This window comes from Nonomuraea sp. CX421 (genome assembly GCF_059358955.1).
On the sequence record NZ_JCADBK010000023.1, the window covers coordinates 90,960 to 109,026 of the forward strand.

The following is an 18,067-nucleotide window of genomic DNA, read 5'->3' on the forward strand; positions in this document are numbered from 1 at the left end:
GTCGCTTGTTTGGCGACCTCTCGCCCCTCCTGATCGGCGGGGAGCTCGTCTACGGCCCCCGCCGGTTCGGCACCCTCGACCCGGCGACCGGCGACACCCTGGGAGAGGCCACCGACGCCGCCCCCGCCGACCTGGACCACGCGATCGCCGCCGCCCGCCACGCCTTCGACTCCACCCCCTGGGCCACCGACCCCGCCTTCCGGGTGCGCTGCCTGCGCCAGCTGCACGACGCGCTCACCCGCCACGCCGAGGAGCTGCGCGAGCTCACCATCGCCGAGGCGGGCGCCCCCCGCTTCCTGACCCACGGCGCGCAGCTCGACGCGCCCGTCGCCGACCTGGCCTGGGTCGCCGACCTCGCCGAGGACTACCTCTGGGAGCACGACCTCGGCCGGGCCGCGCCCATGGGCGTGACCAGCGAGCGCCGCGTCGTCCGCGAGCCCGCGGGCGTCGTCGCCGCCATCACCCCGTGGAACTTCCCCCACCAGCTCAACCTGGCCAAACTCGGCCCGGCGCTCGCCGCGGGCTGCACGCTCGTCCTCAAGGCGGCACCCGACACACCCTGGTGCGCCGCCGCGCTCGGCCTGCTCATCCGCGAGGAGACCGATCTCCCGCCGGGCGTCGTCAACATCGTCACCGGCGCCGACCACGCCCTCGGCGCCCGGCTCTGCGCCGATTCGCGCGTCGACCTCCTCTCCTTCACCGGCTCGACCGCGACCGGGCGCACGGTGATGAGCGCCGCCGCCGGCACCGTCAAGAAGGTCTTCCTGGAGCTCGGCGGCAAGTCCGCGTTCGTCGTGCTCGACGACGCCGACCTCGCTGCCGCCTGCGGCTACGCCGCCTTCGCCGCCGTCACCCACGCCGGTCAGGGCTGCGCCATCACCACCCGCCTGCTCGTCCCGCGCGACAGGTACGCCGAAGCCGCCGATCTCACCGCCGCCACCATGCGCAAGCTGGGCACCGGAGACCCGCGCGACGAGCGCACCGTCTGCGGGCCGGTCATCTCCGCCCGCCAGCGCGACCGCGTCGAGGCGTACCTGAAGCTCGCCGCCGAGGAGGGCGGCGAGTTCGTCACCGGCGGCGGCCGGCCCGAGGGCAGGGACCGCGGCTTCTGGATCGAGCCGACCCTGGTCGCGGGGCTCGCCCCCGGCTCCCGCACGGCCACCGAGGAGATCTTCGGCCCCGTGCTGGTGATCCTGCCGCACGACGGCGACGACGACGCCGTCCGCCTGGCCAACGACTCGCCCTACGGCCTGTCCGGCGCCGTCCACGGCAGCCCCGAACGGGCCCGCGCCGTCGCCCGCCGGCTGCGCACCGGCACCGTCAGCGTCAACGGCGGTGTCTGGTACTCCGCCGACATGCCGTTCGGCGGCTACAAGCAGTCGGGTGTCGGCAGGGAGATGGGCGTGGCCGGCTTCGAGGAGTACCTGGAGACCAAGGCGATCGCGGAGGGGGTCCGATGAACCGGTTCGACGGCAAGGTGGCCATCGTCACCGGCGCCGCGCAGGGCATCGGCAGGGCGTACGCGCGGGCGCTCGCCGCCGAAGGCGCCGCCGTCGTGGTCGCCGACCTCAGCGAGGGCGGCGCCGCCGTCGCCGACGAGATCAAGGGCCTGTACGTGCGCACCGACGTGTCCGACCCCGGCTCCGTCGCCGCCATGGCCGACGCCGCCGCCGAGCGCTTCGGCGGCATCGACTACCTGGTCAACAACGCCGCCGTCTTCGGCACCATGCGGCTCGACTTCCTGTTCACCGTCGACTGGGACTACTACAAGAGCTTCATGGCGGTGAACCTGGACGGCGCGCTCCTGTGTGCCCGCGCCGTGCACGCCCACATGGCCGAGCGCGGGGGAGGGGCGATCGTCAACCAGTCCTCCACCGCCGCCTGGCAGTACTCCGGCTTCTACGGCCTGGCCAAGGCGGGGGTCAACGCGCTGACCCAGCAGCTCGCGCACGAGCTCGGCGGCCTGGGCATCAGGGTCAACGCCATCGCCCCCGGCCCCATCGACACCGAGGCCAACCGGATGGTCGTGCCCGCCGGCATGGTCGACCGGATCGTCCGCGACAAGCTGGCGCTCAAGCGCGTGGGCACCCCGGACGACCTGGCCGGCATGTGCCTGTTCCTGCTCTCGGACGAGGCCGCCTGGATCACCGGGCAGATCTTCAACGTCGACGGCGGCGAGGTGTTCCGGTCATGACCTACGGCTTCGTCGGCCTCGGCCAGATGGGCGCCCCCATGGCCCGCCACCTGGCCGGCCTCGGCCTCACCGTCCACGACACCCGTGCGGAGGCCATGGCGCCGCTCGTCGAGGCGGGCGCCCGCGCGGCGGCGAGCCCGGCCGAGGTGGCCGCCGCCAGCACGCACGTCTCCGTCATGGTGCGTGACGACGACCAGGTCCGCGAGGTCGTCACCGGGCTGCTGCCCGCCGCCGCCCCCGGCACGGTCGTCGCGATCCACTCCACGATCCGGGCCGGCACCGCCGCCGACCTCGCCAGGCTGGCGCTGCCGTACGGGATCGAGATCGTCGACGCGCCCGTCAGCGGCGGCTTCATGGGCGCCCAGGAAGGCACGTTGGCCGTCATGGCGGGCGGCACCGACGCCGCCTTCGCCCGCTGCGAGCGGCCCTTCGCCGCCTGGGCCGGCCTGGTCCTGCACATGGGCCCCGTCGGCGCGGGCACCCGCGCCAAGCTGGCCCGCAACCTACTGCACTTCGCCTCCTTCGCCGCCGCCGCCGAGGCGCAGCGGCTGGCCGAGGCCGCCGGCGTCTCACTGCGCAAGCTCGGCCGGGTGGTCAGGCACTCCGACGCCGTCACGGGCGGCCCCGGCGCGATCATGCTCCGCCCCACCACCGCGCTCCTCGACCCCGGCGACCCGCTGTACGAGATCATGCGCAACGTCCTCGCCCTCGGCCACAAGGACCTCGACCTCGCCCTGGAGCTCGCGGCCGAGCTGGGCGTCGACACCCCGCTCGCCACGCTCGCCCGCGCCCGCCTCGCCACCGGCCTGGGCCTGGAGCAGCCGGAGACGACCGATCCGGGACGAGAAGGCGGCCGGAGATGACCGATCTGGGACGGGAAGGCGGCCGGAGATGACCGACGAACGGCGGCGGCGCGGGCTGGACATGATGCGCCAGGTCTACGGCTGGGAGCTCGACGACGCCCCCGGCGACTTCTTCGGCATCACCGCCGACCACCTCTTCGCCGACATCTGGACCCGGCCCGGCCTGTCCCTGCGCGACCGCCGCCTGCTCCTCATCGGCGTGCTGGCCGGCCGTGGCCTCAACGACGTCCTCGACATCCAGCTCCCGGCCGCGCTGGGCAACGGCGAGCTGACCCCGGACGAGCTCCGCGAGATCGCCATCTTCCTCACCCACTACGTCGGCTGGCCGCTCGGCGCGCGGCTCAGCGTCCAGATCGACACCCTGATCGCCAAGCACGAGCGCGGCAGGCCACGGGATTCCCCCTAGACCCGGCCGCGAAGTGGCCGGGCGGCCCGATCACGGGTCTCCCGGCCGTCCCTGAGCCGCATCCGCCCGTCACCCGTCTTCCATCGCATGGAGGAAGGCGGGCGGGACGTGGTCGACCAGCCAGACTCCGTTGGAGCTGCGCCGGAACCGGTGTCCCGAGACGTGCATCGCCCCGGCGTCGACGACGAGCACGACGGGTTTGCCACGCCGCGCGCCCACCCGGGTCGCGGTCTCCCGGTCGGGGGACAGGTGCACGTGGTGGCGGCGCATCGGCCGCAGCCCCTCGGCCATGATCGAGGCCATGTTCCGGGCCACGGTGCCGTGGAACAGCACCGGCGGCGGCTCCACCACCGGCAGATCGAGGTCGACGCGCACCGAATGGCCCTGGCTGGCCCGGATCCGCCCGCCCTCGACCGCGTACCGGCGCTTGTCGTTGTCGGCGACGGCCTGCTCCAGCTCCGCGCGGGAGATCGGGAAGCCATGCGCCGCGGCGGCCTCCAGCAGCACGTCCACCTCTACCCAGCCGTGCGGGTCGAGGGTGATCCCGATCCGCTCGGGCTGGTGCCGGAGGTGCTTGGCCAGGTACTTCGAGACCCGCACCACCCGCTGCTCGTCGATCACGGCCGCTTACCTCCCGGACGTCGTTCAGGTAGTCTCGCGCCTCCCGAACAGGGCGGCCAAGCGGGTTTCCGGTCGCCGCACGGTTTCTAGCCGTTAGGGCGGGGCGGCAGGTCACGGGGGGCGAAGCAGTGCAGCTCGTGCTCGATGGCCAGATCGTTGACCAGGCGGCAGACCTCTCCCGAGCGAGAGAAGACGACGCTCATCAACACCGTGTGCCTGCCGACCGTCAGCGGTTCCGACCAGGGGGAGTCGAGGTAGTTGTCCTCGGCCAGGTCGGGAAAGCGGGCGGTCAGGTCGGCGTAGAACGCCGCCGTCGCCGGATGTGGCTCCTCGGGGGGCGCGCCGGCCTCCGGCGTCTCGATCATCTCCAGGTCCGGGCCGAATCCGAGGACCAGCTCGTCGCTCGGCGTCGCACCCGCGGCCAGGTCCTGGGCCAGCGCTTCCAGGGTGAGTGGCACGTCCCGCGGCCACACGCCCAGCTGCACGCTCATCCGCGCCCCTTCCTCGTTCGGAAAGCCGAATGCTACGGGCTCACAGGCGGCCGCGAGCGCGGAGCCGGGTCACCCAAGGCGCTGCCTATCACCATTGGTCCCAACCATGCCAGCCGTACCAGTGTCCGGTGAGATGCCGGTAGGTGTCGTCTCCCATCTCCTCCGGCTCGCCTGTGGGGAGCAGGACGAAGTTCGTGTTGCTGTGAATGGCCCATTCTTCGCCGATGAGGCAGGCGCTGCCAGGGACGTATTCGGGATTCCTCACTCCGGAGTAGGGAAAGTCATCGCAGATCCGGTACAACCCGACCCAGCGGCAGGAGAAGTCTCGCGGTGCCTCGGCCGTCACCGTCCGGGCGAAGGCTTCCATGCTCGGTTTCGAGATCGTGAACCGGAGCCAGAAGGGCGCGTCCCACACGAGTGCCACCACGACGCCGAGGATGACGAACCAGGGCGCCATCCAGCGCCCTGATCGGCCGTACGCGCTGCCGTCGTTGACGGCCGTGGTGTAGCGGACCGTCCAGATGATCAGTAAGGGAAACCCCGCGAAGAAGGCGACCAGGAACATCTCGATGACGTACCAGTGGGGAACGCTGGCCCAGTACAGAATGAGGCAGGCCATGACGGAGACGAGGGTGAGGTACAGCCATCCGGGAGGCTTAGTGATCACGCGTAACCCTAGCGCCCGCCGCTTTACAGCGCGGGCCCCATGACACAGCACGCGGAAGCGGTATGGCGCTACAGGGGAAACCGCGTTGCCTCACCAGCCCTGGCGCTCTGCGGCCAAAGGTCCTGGTGAGACACCATGGTGGACGATACTGGGATTGAACCAGTGACCTCTTCCGTGTCAGGGAAGCGCTCTCCCGCTGAGCTAATCGTCCTTGGAGGTGGAGACGGGATTTGAACCCGTGTAGACGGCTTTGCAGGCCGCTGCCTCGCCTCTCGGCCACTCCACCGTGCCGGAAGCTCCGAGCGGAAGACGGGATTCGAACCCGCGACCCTCACCTTGGCAAGGTGATGCTCTACCACTGAGCCACTTCCGCGTCGCCACCGAGATTGTGGTGACGAGAGAACTCTAGCGAATCCTGGCCGAGTCCCCAAACCGGAGTTCGCCGACCTGTTCGGCGTACCAGGTGATCCCGGCGACGTGCTCGGCGATCTGGCGCAGGGTCCAGTTGGGATCGCGGGGCACGTCCCACGCGTCGGGCGCCGTCGCGTAGCGGTTCAGGTACGCCTGGCCGAGCCGGGTCCAGCGGGAGCGGGCCTCGTCGAGGTCGAGCTCGGTGAAGCGGGCCCAGTCGGACTCCAGCGTCACCATCCGGCCGTGCCAGGCGTCGGGCTGCGGGACGGCGCCGGCGAGCAGCGCCTCCACCTCGGCCAGGTGGTCGACCAGGTGGTCCTGGACGCGACGGGCCGCCTTCGACGGGGTCCACACGTTGGCCCCGTCGGTCATGATCGGCCTGCCGTCCCAGGCCGGCCAGGTGGCGGCGAGCGCGAGGCAGCGGTCGATGGCTTCGGTGATGAGGTGTGCGGGATTGTCTGTCATGTGCCGATGGTGGCCCCGAAACGTTCGGGCGAGCGTCGAAGCATGGCGGTGCGGTCAGGCGTTCTAGCTGTGGCCGCCGTTGACGGTGATGCGTTCGCCGGTGATGAAGGCGGCCGCGTCGGAGGCGACGAACGAGACGGTGGCGGCGATGTCGTCCGGGGTGCCCATCCGGCGCAGCGGCACCTCGGACCGGTAGACGTCGAGCTCGTCCTGGGCGGCGCCGGCGTGCCGTTCGACGGGGATCCAGCCCGGGGCGACGAGGTTGACGGTGATGCCGTGCGGGCCGAGCTCGCGCGACCACGACCGGGTGAGCCCGAACTGCGCCGCCTTGGCCGCGACGTAGGCCGACATGCCGGGCACGAGCCGGTCGACGATGTCGGAGCCGATCTGGATCACCCGGCCGCCGCCGAGTGCCTTCATCCCGGGCAGGGCGGCCTGAACCAGCAAGGTAGGGCTCTTGACGAAGAAACGCAGCTGGTCGAGGTGGTCCTCCCAGCTGACGTCCTCGACCGCGATGGCCGGTTGCGGGCCGGTCGCGTTGAGCACCAGCGCCTTCACCGGCCCGAGCCGTGCGGCGACCCGCGCGACCAGCTCGGCCGCCGCGGTCTCGTCGGTGACGTCGGCGCCGAACGCCTCGGCGGTGCCGCCGGCCTCACGGATGTCCGCGACCACCCGCTGGGCGCCCTCGACGTCGGAGTGGTAATTGACCGCCACGGCCCACCCATCGGCCGCCAGTCGCCGCGCGATCACGGCGCCCAGGCCACGGGACGCGCCGGTCACGAGCGCCACACCGTCTGCTGCCATCGGAAGACCTCCGCTCGATCGCCCTGTCGCCCAGGGAGCCTAGCGCCTGGAATCCCCCGCAGGTGGTGACGTCGAACGGAGGACGAACGATCTTGATCCGGAACGAGCGGCGGCGATCGTTCTCAGCGTCGATGAAGAACATCGACCATTCAGTCGCTGTCCGGGAGAATTGTCTGTCCGCCATACTCCGCCGTAGCCGCAGATCGTCTTCCCGGCAGGTCTGGTCAGGTTGCGAACATTGAGGGACCTGGCCGGGCCTACGGATAGATAAGGATCTACATGCGTGACACGCCAGAAGAGCTCAGAGAGCTCCAAGCCCTCCTCGACGCCTCCCTCTCCCGCTCCACCTCGCACCTCCGCTCGATCGTCACCGAGAGAACCCTGACCGCGGAGCAACTCACCCAGATTCTGACCGGGATGTGCACTCTTGCCCTGTCCACCGTGACGGCGAAGGGCGAGCCGCGGATCAGCGGTGTGGACGGACACTTCCTGCACGGAAAGTGGTACTTCGGCACGGCGCGCAGCGCCGCCAAGGCCCGCCACCTCGCCGCTCGCCCCGCCGCCAGCGTCGCGCACATGCGCGGGGAGGACCTCGGCGTGTTCACGCACGGCACGGTGGAGATCCTCAACCCTCAGGGCGGCGAGCCGGCCCCAGACTGGCCAGACCTGCTCGCCTACTTCAAGGACTTCTATGGCGATGACGCCTTCGACTGGGACGACGAGGTGGTCTACTACCGGCTGCATCCGCACTGGATGACTGTCTACGCCCCTGATCTCGCAAAGCTCACTGCGGCGTCCCAGTCCTGACCACCAGCACCGGGCCCCGCGGGCCCAACTGATCCGTTCCTCTAGCCGAAGGCCAGGGTCTGGTCCGACTCCAGCAGAGTCTTGAGGTTGGACAGGATGGCCGGCCAGCCCTGGCTGACGCCCTTCAGCATCTCGCTGCCCGGTGCGAAGCCGTCGTGGGTCACGGTCAGCTTGACCGTGCCCTCACCGGCCGGCTCGATCTCGAAGGTGACCGTCGAGATCGGCTCCTTCCTGAGCTCGGCGAGCTTCTCGTCGCTCCAGCCGAACATGTCGGCCAACTCCTGCTCGTAGTTGTGCCAGGTGTAGGAGAGGCGCTTGCCGGGCTCGGCCTCCAGCACCCGCTGGCCCCAGTCCCTGAACTCGCGGCCCGTGTCGGCCTTCCAGGCGATCGGGGCGCCCGGCGTCCACTCGGAGCGCGGGCCCGAGTCGTCGAAGTAGCGGCTGATGAAGGCCGGGGTGGTCAGCGCCTCCCACAGCCGGTCGGGGGTGGTCTTGATGTAGGTGACGTAGACGAACGTGGTCTCGGACATGCCCGTGCCCTCCAGTGCGTGTTTCGGGTCCGCGAGCGCGCGCGCCCGTTCGCGGTCGTAGCGGTCGATCCATCGCTCGGCGATCTCGTTGATGGGCGCGGAGTTGAGGTAGTGGAGCTTCTCCCTGCCGCGCCTGGCCGTCGCCACCAGCCCGGCCGCCTCCAGCACGGACAGGTGCTTGGTCACGGCCTGCCGGGTCATGTCCAGCCCCGCGCACAGCTCGCGCAGGGTCTGGCCGTTGCGCCGGTTGAGGCTGTCGAGCAGCTCTCGACGGCTGGCGTCGGCCAGGGCCTTGAACACCGCGTCCATGTCTCTCACCGCCTCAGGCAACCGTACGGATGCATGTCGATATATAAGCAACCTTTTGGTTGCGTGTCAAGAAATGCTTAGACACGTGGCGAAGCGTCCGTGGGCTAGCGTCGGAGCATGGGAGTGGAGCACGTCGCACGCGACGCCGACATCGCCCCGGTGGCGGCGCTCATCGCCGACCCCACCAGGGCCGCCATCCTGACCGCCCTGCTCGGCGGCCGGGCGCTCGCCGCCGGTGAGCTCGCCAGGCTCGCCGGCGTCAGCGCCGCCACCGCCAGCGCCCACCTGTCCCGCCTGCTCGACGGACGGCTCGTGGACGTCGTACGGCAGGGCCGCCATCGCTACTACCGGCTGGCCGGGCACGAGGTCGCCGAGGTGCTGGAGGTGCTGGCCCGGATGAGCGCCCGGCCTCCCGTACGGTCCCTGCGCCAGTCGCGGCAGGCGCGGCTGCTGGAGGAGGCCCGCACCTGCTACGACCACCTGGCCGGGCGAGCCGGCGTGCTGCTGCTCGACCGGCTCAGGGAGGGCGGCCACTGGCGGGACGGTGAGTTGACCCCCGAGGGGGAGCGGTCGCTGTCCGCGATCGGCGTGGACGTGGCGGCGGCCCGCGCGGCCAGACGGCGCTTCGCGCCCGAATGCCTCGACTGGACCGAGCGCCGCGCCCATCTCGGCGGAGCCCTCGGCGCCGCGCTGACCAGCGTGTTCCTCGAACGCGGCTGGTACGTCAGGGGGACGGTGCCGAGAGCGGTGGTTCTAACGGACGCGGGCAGGGGAGGGCTGGCGGAGTTGTTCTCCGGTAAGGAGCTAACATCGCATACGCCAGTTACCTAAGCAGGAGTGAAGCTCATGGGCGACAACGAGGTCGTGAACGTCGGTCCGGACCCCCTCACCTTCGACGACGTCATCCGGGTGGCCCGCCACGGCGCCGCCGTGCGGCTGACCGACGACGCCATCGCGGCGGTCTCGGCGGCGCGCCAGCGGGTCGACGAGCTGGCCGAGAGCGAGACGCCCGCCTACGGCATCTCCACCGGGTTCGGCGCGCTCGCCACCCGGCACATCGACCCGGCGCTGCGCGCCCAGTTGCAGCGCTCACTGGTGCGCTCGCACGCGGCCGGCAACGGGCCGGAGGTCGAGACCGAGGTGATCCGCGCGCTCATGCTGCTGCGCCTGCACACGCTCGCGACCGGCCACACCGGCATCCGGCCGGTCACCGCCAAGACCCTGGCCGCGCTGATCAGCGCGGGGATCACGCCGGTCGTCCACGAGTACGGGAGCCTGGGCTGCTCCGGTGACCTGGCGCCACTGGCGCACGCGGCGCTCGCCCTGATGGGTGAGGGCGTCGTCCGCGACGCCTCCGGAGAGCTCACCTCGGCGGCCGAGGCGCTCAAACAGGCCGGGATCGAGCCCGTCGAGCTGGCCGCCAAGGAGGGCCTGGCGCTGATCAACGGCACGGACGGCATGCTGGGCATGCTCATCCTGGCCATCGACGATCTGACCGGGCTCATCCGGACCGCCGACGTCAGCGCCGCGATGAGCGTTGAGGCCCTGCTCGGCACCGACCGCGTGTTCGCCCCTGAGCTGCAGGCGCTCAGGCCGCAGCCGGGCCAGGCCCTGTCGGCCGCCAATATGGTGAAAATTCTGCAAAACTCCGGCGTGATGGAGAGCCATCGCGACCCCGAGGCGTGCACCCGCGTCCAGGACGCCTACTCCCTGCGCTGCGCGCCCCAGGTGGCCGGCGCCGCCCGCGACACGATCGCGCACGCCGCGAACGTCGCCCGCTGGGAGCTCGCCAGCGCCGTCGACAACCCGGCGGTGCTCGCCGACGGCCGCGTCGAGTCCAACGGCAACTTCCACGGCGCTCCCCTCGCGTACGTGCTGGACTTCCTCGCGATCGTGGCCGCCGACATCGCCTCGATGTCCGAGCGCCGCACCGACCGCTTCCTCGACGTGGCCCGCAACCACGGGCTCCCCGCCTTCCTGGCCGACGACCCCGGAGTCGACTCCGGCCACATGATCGCCCAGTACACCCAGGCGGCCATCGTCTCCGAGATGAAGCGGCTGGCCGTGCCGGCCAGCGTCGACTCGATCCCCAGCTCGGCGATGCAGGAGGACCACGTGTCGATGGGCTGGTCGGCGGCCCGCAAACTGCGCAGATCGGTCGACGGGCTGACCCGCGTGCTGGCCGTCGAGGTGCTCACCGCCGCCCGGGCGCTCGACCTGCGCGCCCCGCTGCGGGCCGCCCCGGCGACGGCGGCGGTGGTGAGGGCGCTGCGTGAGGCGGTCCCCGGCCCGGGACCCGACCGGTTCCTCGCCCCGGAGATCGAGTCGGCCGTCCGTCTGGTCGCGGACGGCTCGGTGGTCGCGGCGGCCGAGTCGGTCACCGGCCCGCTCGCCTGACCCGCCGCCGGCCCCGTTCGCCCGTCCCGGGGGGGTCAGCGCAGGGCCACGATCAGGTCCACCTCCAGCAGCAGTCCCGGCCGGAACAGCCGGGACACCTCCACGGTGGTGCTGGCCGGGGGAGTGCCGGTGAGATACCTCCGGCGCACCGCGCCGTACTCCATCAGCCGGTCCATGTCCGTGATGTACGTCCGGACGAAGGCGATGTCCTCGAAGGTCGCCCCCTGGTCGGCGAGGATCCGCGAGAGGTTCTGGAAGATGTGCTCCGACTGGGCGGCCATGTCGCCCTCGCCGACCACCTCCCCCCGCTCGCCGATGGCGGCCTGCCCGGCGACGTAGAGCATGTCGCCGACCCGCACGGCGTGGGAGTAGGCGCCGTTGGTCGCGGGCACGGTCGCCGGGTTGAGCGGCACGGTCCGGCGCGCGGGCCGGTCCATGACGTGGCGGGCGATCGCCGTCAGGTCGCGGTCGCCCAGCCCGGCCGTCTCGGCCTCCCGCAGCCGCTTCCTGGCGGCCGTGGCCAGCGACGCGCCGTCCCACGCGGCGAGCGCGAGGTCCTTGGCCGCCAGGCCGAGCGCGTAGCGGGTCTCCGCCGCGGGAGCCCGCAGCCGGTCCGCCAGGCCGCCCAGCGGGGTGCCCGAGAGCACGTCCGCCAGCGCCTCAGGGGACACGCCGTGGGCCTCGCCGTACGCGAAGGTCTCCGCGAGCAGCACCTGGGCCGGGACGAGCGCGCTCATGACAGCGAGCTTCAGTGCCGCGCCCGACCCGAGCGGACCCGTCTCGCGTACCGTTCCGAACACCGACAGCACCTTCCGGCACTCCGTCAGGTCGCCTCCGGCCAGCACGGTCAGGGTGCCGTGGGCGGCAGGCCCGACACTGCCCAGCACCGGCGCGTCGACCAGCCCGACCTCGGCGGGCAGCAGCTCGCGCAGCTCGCGCACCGCCTCGGGGCCGATCGTCGACATCTCCACCACCGTCGCCCCCGGCCGCAGCCCCGGCCGCGCCGCCGCCAGCACCTCGCGCACCGCGGCCGGATCGCGCAGCATGGTGATCACCAGCTCGGCCCCGTCCACCGCCTCGGCGGCGGAGACCCCCGTGCCACGCCGCCACACCGTCACCTCGTGCCCGGCCTCGTGGAGCCGCCGGGCCATGGGGACGCCCATGCGTCCCTGTCCAAGAAATGCAATCACGTGGCTCATTGAACAGGGATGCGAAGTATTCCACCAACGACTAGATTGCATGCCAGCCATGATGAACACGCATGCCTTTGACGCCAGCGCGCTCCGCCTCTTCGACGAGGTCGCCAGGAGCGGATCGTTCACCGCCGCCGCCGAGCTGCTCGGCTACACCCAGTCGGCGGTCTCCCGGCGCATCGCCGCGCTGGAGCGCGCCGCCGGAGGTCCGCTCTTCGAGCGCCTGGCCCGAGGCGTACGCCTGACACCCGCCGGGGTGTCGCTGCACCGGCATGCCGTGGCCGTCCTCGACCGGCTCGAACGCGCGGGAGAGGAGCTGGCCGCCATCCACGGCGGCAACGGTGGCACCCTGCGGATCGGCGCGTTCGCTACGGCCAACGTCGATCTGGTGCCGGGCGCGCTGCGGCGCTTCGCCGAAACGCATCCGGGCGTCGAGCTGCGGCTGGTCGAAGGGCTGACCGGGCGGCTGATGGACCGGCTGGACGCGGGCGCCCTCGACGTCGCGGTGATCAGCGACTACCCGTCGGGCCTGCCCGTCGAGGGCGGCGAGATCGTGCCGCTGCGCGACGACCGGCTCCTGGTCGCGCTGCCGCGTACGCACCGGCTGGCCGGTGACGACACCGTCGACCTGCGCGACCTGGCCCAAGAGACCTGGATCGAGGCCGCGCCGGGCGGGCAGCCGACCCTCCTGCTGACCGCGTGCGCCGCCGCCGGGTTCACGCCGCGCAGCGGGCTGCGGGTGGCCGAGTGGACGGGCAAGTTCGGGTTCGTCGCCGCCGGGCTCGGGGTGACACTGGTCCCCGAGCTGGCGGCGCGGGCCGTGCCCGCCGACCTGGTGCTGCGGCCACTGTGGGGACAGGCGCCCGCCCGCCGGGTCTACGCGGCCCTGCCCCGGACCCCGCTTCCGGCGGCGCTGGAGTTCGTCCGGTTGCTGGGAGAATGGGAGACGTGCACGATGGTTTCGCCCACGTAGCCGGTCTTCTCGCCACGGGCCTGCGCGACGTCACGACCGACCTCGCCGCCCTCGACGGCGAGGGCTGGTGGGCTGTCGTGGTCGACTTCGAGGGCAAGGCGACCTGCGCCCGCTTCGATCGCGTACGTCCCGCGCCGCTGCCCGCGCCCCGGCGGCCCTGGCAGGGCCCCCGCCCAGAGCAGTGGCGCAGCTCGCTCGACCGGGCCGCCTACGAGCGCGGCGTTCAGGCCATCCGCGACGAGATCGAGCGAGGCGAGGTCTACCAGGCCAACCTGTGCCGCGTGCTGACCGCGCCCGTCCCCGGCGACGCCGACCCGCTGGCGCTCGCCGCCCGCCTGGCCACCGGCAACCCGGCCCCCTACTCCGCCGTGATCCAGGTGCCGGGGCTCAGCGTGGTGTCGGCCTCGCCCGAGCTCTACCTGTCACGCGACGGCGACGTGGTCGAGTCCAGGCCGATCAAGGGCACCGGCGTCACCGCGGCCGACCTGCTGGACAAGGACTACGCCGAGAACGTCATGATCGTCGACCTGGTCCGCAACGACCTGGGCAGGGTCGCGGCCGTCGGCTCCGTCGAGGTGCCGGAGCTGTGCGTGGTGGAGGAGCATCCGGGCCTGGTCCACCTCGTCTCGACGGTGCGCGCGAAGCCGGCGCCGGGAGTGGGCTGGCCTGAGCTGTTCGCGGCCACGTTCCCGCCCGGCTCGGTCACCGGCGCGCCCAGGTCATCCGCGTCGCGCATCATCAACCGGCTCGAAGCCGAGCCCCGGGGGCCGTACTGTGGTGCGGTGGGCTGGGTCGACGCCGACCGTCGCCGGGCGGCGCTGGCCGTGGGCATCCGCACGTTCTGGATCTCCGCGAGCGAGATCCGGTTCGGCACGGGCGCGGGCATCACGTGGGGCAGCGATCCCGCGCGTGAATGGCTGGAGACCGAGCTGAAAGCGTCCAGGCTCATCTCATTGGCATCCTCAGGAGGCACTTGATGACTATCCCTGTCTGGGTCAACGGGGACCTGATCGACCCCTCGCGGGCCACGGTCTCGGTGTTCGATCACGGACTGATGGTCGGTGACGGCGTGTTCGAGACCGTGAAGATCGTTCACGGCCGGTCGTTCGCGCTCACCCGGCATCTCGACCGGCTCAAGCTGTCGGCCCAGCGCATGGACCTGCCCGAGCCCGACGTCGAGGCCATCGCCGACGGCATCGACCAGTGCCTGGCCGCCGCGCCCGACTGGCCGCTCGGCCGCATCCGCATCACCTACACCAGCGGCCCGGGCCCGCTCGGCTCCGACCGGGGCGACCAGGGCACCACCTCCGTGGTGATCGTCGACGAACAGAAGCCGTTCCCCGCCGCGGCCGCCGTCACCGTGGTCCCATGGCCGCGCAACGAGCGCGGCGCGCTGTCCGGCGTCAAGAGCACCTCCTACGGCGACAACGCCAAGGCGCTGGCCCACGCCAAGGCGCGAGGCGGCGGTGAGGCGATCTTCGGCAACCTGGCGGGCGACCTCTGCGAGGGCACCGGCTCCAACATCTTCGTCGTCCGCGGCGGGCGGCTGCTCACGCCGACGCTCGCGTCCGGCTGCCTGGCCGGCGTGACCAGGGCCCTGGTGCTCGAATGGTGCGGCGGCGAGGAGGTCGACGTGCCCCTGGCCGAGCTCTACACCGCCGAGGAGGCGTTCCTCACCTCCACCACCCGCGACGTCCAGCCGATCAGGCTGGTCGACGAGACCGAGCTGCCGATCGCGCCCGGCCCGATCACCGCCAAGGCGATGCGGATCTTCGCCGAACGCGCCGCCGCCGACCTCAACCCCTGAGATAGCGTGGCAGCACTCGTGCGAGATGTGAGGTCTGGGTGGTCGCTGGTGCGCTGCGCCCGGGAGATCCCGAGCGCTTAGGCGAGCACGCCATCGTGGGCAGGCTCGGTGAGGGCGGCCAGGGCGTGGTCTACCTGGCCGAGGCTCCCGGCGGCGAGCGGGTGGCGATCAAGGTTATGACGGGCGGCATCGACCGCTCCTTCGCCCGGGAGCTCGCCGCGGCCCGCCAGGTCGCCGAGTTCTGCACCGCCCGGGTGATCGCCGCCGACCTCGACCACGACCCTCCGTACATCGTCAGCGAGTACGTCGACGGCCCGCCGCTGTCGGACATCGCCCCGCTGGGTGGCGCGGCCCTGACCCGGCTGGCCATCGGCACGGCCACCGCGCTCACCGCGATCCACGGTGCGGGCGTGGTGCACCGGGACTTCAAGCCGGCCAACGTGCTGATGGCGCCCGGCGGACCGCGCGTCATCGACTTCGGCATCGCCCGGCTGACCGGGCTCACCGCCACCCGAGGCGCGCTCGCCGGCACGCCGCCGTACATGGCTCCGGAGCAGTTCGGCGACGAGCCGACCGGCCCGGCCGCCGACGTGTTCGCCTGGGGCTCGACCATGGTGTTCGCCGCCACCGGCCGCCCCCCGTTCCTCGCCGACACGATCGCGGCGGTGGCCTACCGGATCATGAGCGCCGAACCCGACCTGACCGGGCTCGCCCAGCCCCTGCGCGAGGTCGTCGCGCGCACCCTGGCCAAGGACCCGGCGGCCCGGCCCACGGCCCGTGATCTGCTGCTCGACCTGCTCGGCGAGAGGCGGCCGGCCGGCGAGATGGACGTGCTCGAGCAGGGCGCGGTGGCGGCCGGCTCGCCGCGCCTCTCGCGCCGGCACGTGCTTCTCGGCGCCGGCGCCGTCACCGCGGCGACGGCGGTGACCGGCGGGCTGCTGTGGCGCCGGATCGTCGCCGGCGCGTCCGACGGCTCCCCGGCGGGCACCGCGACCAGCCGGCCGCCCTCGACCACGTCGAGTTCCTCCGCGCGGACGTCACGCCCATCCGCGACCGAGTCGCGACAACCGTCCGCCGGCCCGCCGCCCACCCGATCGTCGGAGCTGGTCGCCGCGGTGGAGGCCGCGGTCACCGTGACCTCCATGGCCGACTTCTCCTACGACGGCGGGCTGAGCCAGAGCGCCTTCTACGGCACGGCCAAGGGCCGGCTCGCCTACGGGACTCTGGGCGGGAGCGCGACCGACTTCAGCATGCGGGCCTCCTCCGAAGGCGAGACCGCCCAGGTGGTGTTCATCAGGACGGAGGAGGACGACCTGACCTACCTCAACGGACGGCGGGTGACCGGGGAGCCGGACTCGGCCGCGCTCGCCTTCGCCACCATGGTGCCGGTGACCGGCGGGATCGGCGTCCTGCTGGACCTGGTCAACCTCACGCCCCGGGTGAACGGAGCGGGGCGTGACTACTCCGGGTCCCTGGTCGCCGACAAAGCGCCCGCGGTCGTGCGGGACAAGCTGTCCGAGATCACCGGCGGGTGGACCTCGGAGGAGCTCGGCGACAGCCAGATCACCTGGAAGCTGCGGCTGGACGCGCACGACAGGCCGGTCCGGTTCGACTTCGCCTGGCGTGCGCTCAACTCCAACACCCGCGTCACCTCGTCGTTCACGACCACCTACGGCAAGTGGCGGCCGGGGACGATCGAGGCGCCTCAGTAGGCCCGCTGCGTCTGCACGTTGAAGTCCTTCATCGTGACCTTCTTGGCGGGATCCGTCAGGGGATCGTCGATGGAGATGACGTCCAGGCCCTTACGGATGTCGGCGGAGTAGATGTAGCCGTTGTAGTAGTAGGCCGACCAGGATCCGGCCACACCCTCCTCCTCGAAGGGCCCGCGTTCGAAGTAGCCGATCTCCTTGGGCGCGGACGAGTCGGTGAAGTCCCAGATCGACACGCCTCCCTGGTACCACGCCTGGACCATGACGTCCTTGCCGGGCACCGGGATCAGCGAGCCGTTGTGGGCCACGCAGTTCTCGGTCTTCTGCTGCTGGCGGGGCATCTTGAAGTAGCCGCGCCGCTCCAGCTTGCCGTCGACGATGTCGTAGATCGCGTTGGCGCCCTTGGTCTGCGGCGTGTTGCCGTCGCAGGTCGGCATCGAACCGCCGCCCAGCTCGTCGCCGAAGACCACCTTGGTCGCGTCGTTGTTGAACGTCGCCGAGTGCCAGATCTGGAAGTTGGCCTCGTCGCGGATCTGCTGCAGCACCTTGGGGCTGACCGGATCGGAGATGTCGAGCAGCACGCCGTCACCGAAGCAGGCGGCCGCGGCCAGCTTCTTCTCCGGGTAGGCGGTGATGTCGTGACAGCCGCCCGCGCCCAGCTGCCGATCGGGGAAGATGTCCGGCTTGGACACGATCGCCGCCGACTTGGGATCGTCCGTCGGGATCTTCACGACCTGGATGACCTCGTGCGGCTCGGGGCAGGTCGTCGAGTCCGGCTCGGGGCCGGGGGAGGACACGTACACGTAGAGCGTCTCGCCCTGCGGGACCATCGTGTGGGTGTGCGAACCGCAGTCGGTACGCACCGCCGAGACGTACTGCGGGTTCTTCTTGTCGCTGATGTCGAAGATGCGCAGCCCTTCCCAGGTCCGCGTCCTGTCGTCCGAGTCGCAGCTCTCACCGCTGCGCGGCTGGTCGACCGACAGGATCAGCAGGTCACCGTGGACCGAGATGTCGTTCTGCTGCGCCGGACAGGCGACCTGGCTGACCGTCTTGGGCGCCGTCGGGTCGCTGATGTCGTAGATCGAGAACCCGCCGAAGTTGCCCACGAACGCGTAGTCGCCCTGGAACGCGAGGTCGGTGTTCCAGTCCATCTCCTTGTCGAGCGGGGCAGTGCGCGGCACGTTGGCGACCAGCTTGACGTTGTCGCTCGTCAGCACATCGCCCGACGGGGGAGCGCTCGTCTCAGGTGCCCGGCCGGGGCCCGGCGACTCGGGCCCGGCCGTGCCCGGCCCCGCGCCACATGCCGCCACCAACAGGAAGACCGCGCACAACGCCGCCCCCCGTACCCTCACAGAGATCACGCCCGCACCCCTAGTCTTGTGACTCAGTATGGAAGCTATGTCAGTACGATTCCGCTCGC

Annotated in this window: 19 protein-coding genes and 3 tRNA genes; 11 read left to right on the plus strand and 11 right to left on the minus strand. The window is 71.6% G+C overall.

The window, feature by feature from the left end; translation table 11 throughout:
* The first annotated feature begins 5 nt into the window (after positions 1-5).
* From AC5L3X_RS31035 to AC5L3X_RS31050, 4 genes are read left to right on the plus strand one after another with little or no spacing between them, the layout of a single operon-like run.
* Positions 6-1,460, plus strand: coding sequence for an aldehyde dehydrogenase (locus AC5L3X_RS31035; protein ID WP_494861711.1), 1,455 nt, complete (start codon positions 6-8; stop codon positions 1,458-1,460).
* Positions 1,457-2,194: an SDR family oxidoreductase gene (locus AC5L3X_RS31040; RefSeq protein WP_494861712.1), complete on the plus strand. Its 738-nt coding sequence runs from the start codon at positions 1,457-1,459 to the stop codon at positions 2,192-2,194. Before AC5L3X_RS31035 ends, AC5L3X_RS31040 begins: the two co-directional genes overlap by 4 nt.
* Positions 2,191-3,057 (plus strand): NAD(P)-dependent oxidoreductase, encoded by an 867-nt coding sequence (locus AC5L3X_RS31045; RefSeq protein ID WP_494861713.1) that lies wholly within the window; start codon positions 2,191-2,193, stop codon positions 3,055-3,057. Before AC5L3X_RS31040 ends, AC5L3X_RS31045 begins: the two co-directional genes overlap by 4 nt.
* Positions 3,058-3,085: 28 nt before the next feature.
* Positions 3,086-3,463, plus strand: coding sequence for a carboxymuconolactone decarboxylase family protein (locus AC5L3X_RS31050; protein ID WP_494861714.1), 378 nt, complete (start codon positions 3,086-3,088; stop codon positions 3,461-3,463).
* Positions 3,464-3,532: 69 nt separating this feature from the next.
* On the opposite strand, the gene AC5L3X_RS31055 is transcribed toward AC5L3X_RS31050, so the two are convergent.
* The 8 genes from AC5L3X_RS31055 to AC5L3X_RS31090 form a co-directional block, all read right to left on the minus strand.
* Complete coding sequence (locus AC5L3X_RS31055) at positions 3,533-4,084, minus strand: RNA 2'-phosphotransferase (protein WP_494861716.1); 552 nt, start codon at positions 4,082-4,084, stop codon at positions 3,533-3,535.
* Positions 4,085-4,170: 86 nt separating this feature from the next.
* Positions 4,171-4,575 (minus strand): hypothetical protein, encoded by a 405-nt coding sequence (locus tag AC5L3X_RS31060; RefSeq protein WP_494861718.1) that lies wholly within the window; start codon positions 4,573-4,575, stop codon positions 4,171-4,173.
* Positions 4,576-4,663: 88 nt separating this feature from the next.
* On the minus strand, positions 4,664-5,242 hold the full coding sequence (locus AC5L3X_RS31065) for a hypothetical protein (protein WP_494861720.1): 579 nt from the start codon (positions 5,240-5,242) through the stop codon (positions 4,664-4,666).
* 136 nt (positions 5,243-5,378) lie between these two features.
* Positions 5,379-5,453, minus strand: a tRNA-Val gene (locus tag AC5L3X_RS31070).
* Position 5,454: 1 nt separating this feature from the next.
* Positions 5,455-5,528 (minus strand) — tRNA-Cys (locus AC5L3X_RS31075).
* A gap of 15 nt (positions 5,529-5,543) precedes the next feature.
* A tRNA-Gly gene (locus AC5L3X_RS31080) sits at positions 5,544-5,615 on the minus strand.
* A 32-nt stretch (positions 5,616-5,647) separates the two neighbouring features.
* On the minus strand, positions 5,648-6,118 hold the full coding sequence (locus AC5L3X_RS31085) for a hypothetical protein (RefSeq protein ID WP_189127965.1): 471 nt from the start codon (positions 6,116-6,118) through the stop codon (positions 5,648-5,650).
* Between the two features lie 63 nt (positions 6,119-6,181).
* Positions 6,182-6,922 carry an SDR family oxidoreductase gene (locus AC5L3X_RS31090; protein ID WP_494861722.1) on the minus strand — a complete coding sequence of 247 codons (741 nt, stop codon included), beginning with the start codon at positions 6,920-6,922 and terminating at the stop codon, positions 6,182-6,184.
* A 279-nt stretch (positions 6,923-7,201) separates the two neighbouring features.
* Between AC5L3X_RS31090 and AC5L3X_RS31095 the strand changes: the two genes are divergently transcribed.
* Complete coding sequence (locus AC5L3X_RS31095; protein WP_358487884.1) at positions 7,202-7,729, plus strand: pyridoxamine 5'-phosphate oxidase family protein; 528 nt, start codon at positions 7,202-7,204, stop codon at positions 7,727-7,729.
* 41 nt (positions 7,730-7,770) lie between these two features.
* On the opposite strand, the gene AC5L3X_RS31100 is transcribed toward AC5L3X_RS31095, so the two are convergent.
* Positions 7,771-8,568: an ArsR/SmtB family transcription factor gene (locus AC5L3X_RS31100; RefSeq protein WP_494861763.1), complete on the minus strand. Its 798-nt coding sequence runs from the start codon at positions 8,566-8,568 to the stop codon at positions 7,771-7,773.
* Positions 8,569-8,685: 117 nt separating this feature from the next.
* Here AC5L3X_RS31100 and AC5L3X_RS31105 point away from each other — a divergent pair, with 117 nt between their 5' ends.
* The gene (locus AC5L3X_RS31105; protein WP_494861724.1) at positions 8,686-9,399 is read left to right on the plus strand and encodes an ArsR/SmtB family transcription factor; all 714 of its coding nucleotides are present in this window, start codon (positions 8,686-8,688) and stop codon (positions 9,397-9,399) included.
* Positions 9,400-9,414: 15 nt separating this feature from the next.
* Entirely contained in the window at positions 9,415-10,965 is a 1,551-nt protein-coding gene (gene hutH, locus AC5L3X_RS31110) for a histidine ammonia-lyase (RefSeq protein ID WP_494861726.1), read from the plus strand.
* Between the two features lie 35 nt (positions 10,966-11,000).
* Here the strand turns inward: hutH and AC5L3X_RS31115 are convergent, their stop codons facing one another.
* Positions 11,001-12,155: a Rid family hydrolase gene (locus AC5L3X_RS31115; protein WP_494861728.1), complete on the minus strand. Its 1,155-nt coding sequence runs from the start codon at positions 12,153-12,155 to the stop codon at positions 11,001-11,003.
* A gap of 58 nt (positions 12,156-12,213) precedes the next feature.
* Between AC5L3X_RS31115 and AC5L3X_RS31120 the strand changes: the two genes are divergently transcribed.
* From AC5L3X_RS31120 to AC5L3X_RS31135, 4 genes are read left to right on the plus strand one after another with little or no spacing between them, the layout of a single operon-like run.
* Positions 12,214-13,131, plus strand: coding sequence for a LysR family transcriptional regulator (locus AC5L3X_RS31120; protein WP_494861730.1), 918 nt, complete (start codon positions 12,214-12,216; stop codon positions 13,129-13,131).
* Positions 13,098-14,108 (plus strand): chorismate-binding protein, encoded by a 1,011-nt coding sequence (locus AC5L3X_RS31125; protein ID WP_494861732.1) that lies wholly within the window; start codon positions 13,098-13,100, stop codon positions 14,106-14,108. Before AC5L3X_RS31120 ends, AC5L3X_RS31125 begins: the two co-directional genes overlap by 34 nt.
* Complete coding sequence (locus AC5L3X_RS31130) at positions 14,108-14,938, plus strand: aminotransferase class IV (RefSeq protein ID WP_189127957.1); 831 nt, start codon at positions 14,108-14,110, stop codon at positions 14,936-14,938. Before AC5L3X_RS31125 ends, AC5L3X_RS31130 begins: the two co-directional genes overlap by 1 nt.
* Before the next feature lie 38 nt (positions 14,939-14,976).
* Positions 14,977-16,650: a serine/threonine-protein kinase gene (locus AC5L3X_RS31135; protein WP_494861733.1), complete on the plus strand. Its 1,674-nt coding sequence runs from the start codon at positions 14,977-14,979 to the stop codon at positions 16,648-16,650.
* Here the strand turns inward: AC5L3X_RS31135 and AC5L3X_RS31140 are convergent.
* Positions 16,644-18,008 (minus strand): LVIVD repeat-containing protein, encoded by a 1,365-nt coding sequence (locus tag AC5L3X_RS31140; RefSeq protein ID WP_494861735.1) that lies wholly within the window; start codon positions 18,006-18,008, stop codon positions 16,644-16,646. The two genes, AC5L3X_RS31135 and AC5L3X_RS31140, sit on opposite strands and share 7 nt — an antisense overlap.
* Positions 18,009-18,067: the final 59 nt, after the last annotated feature.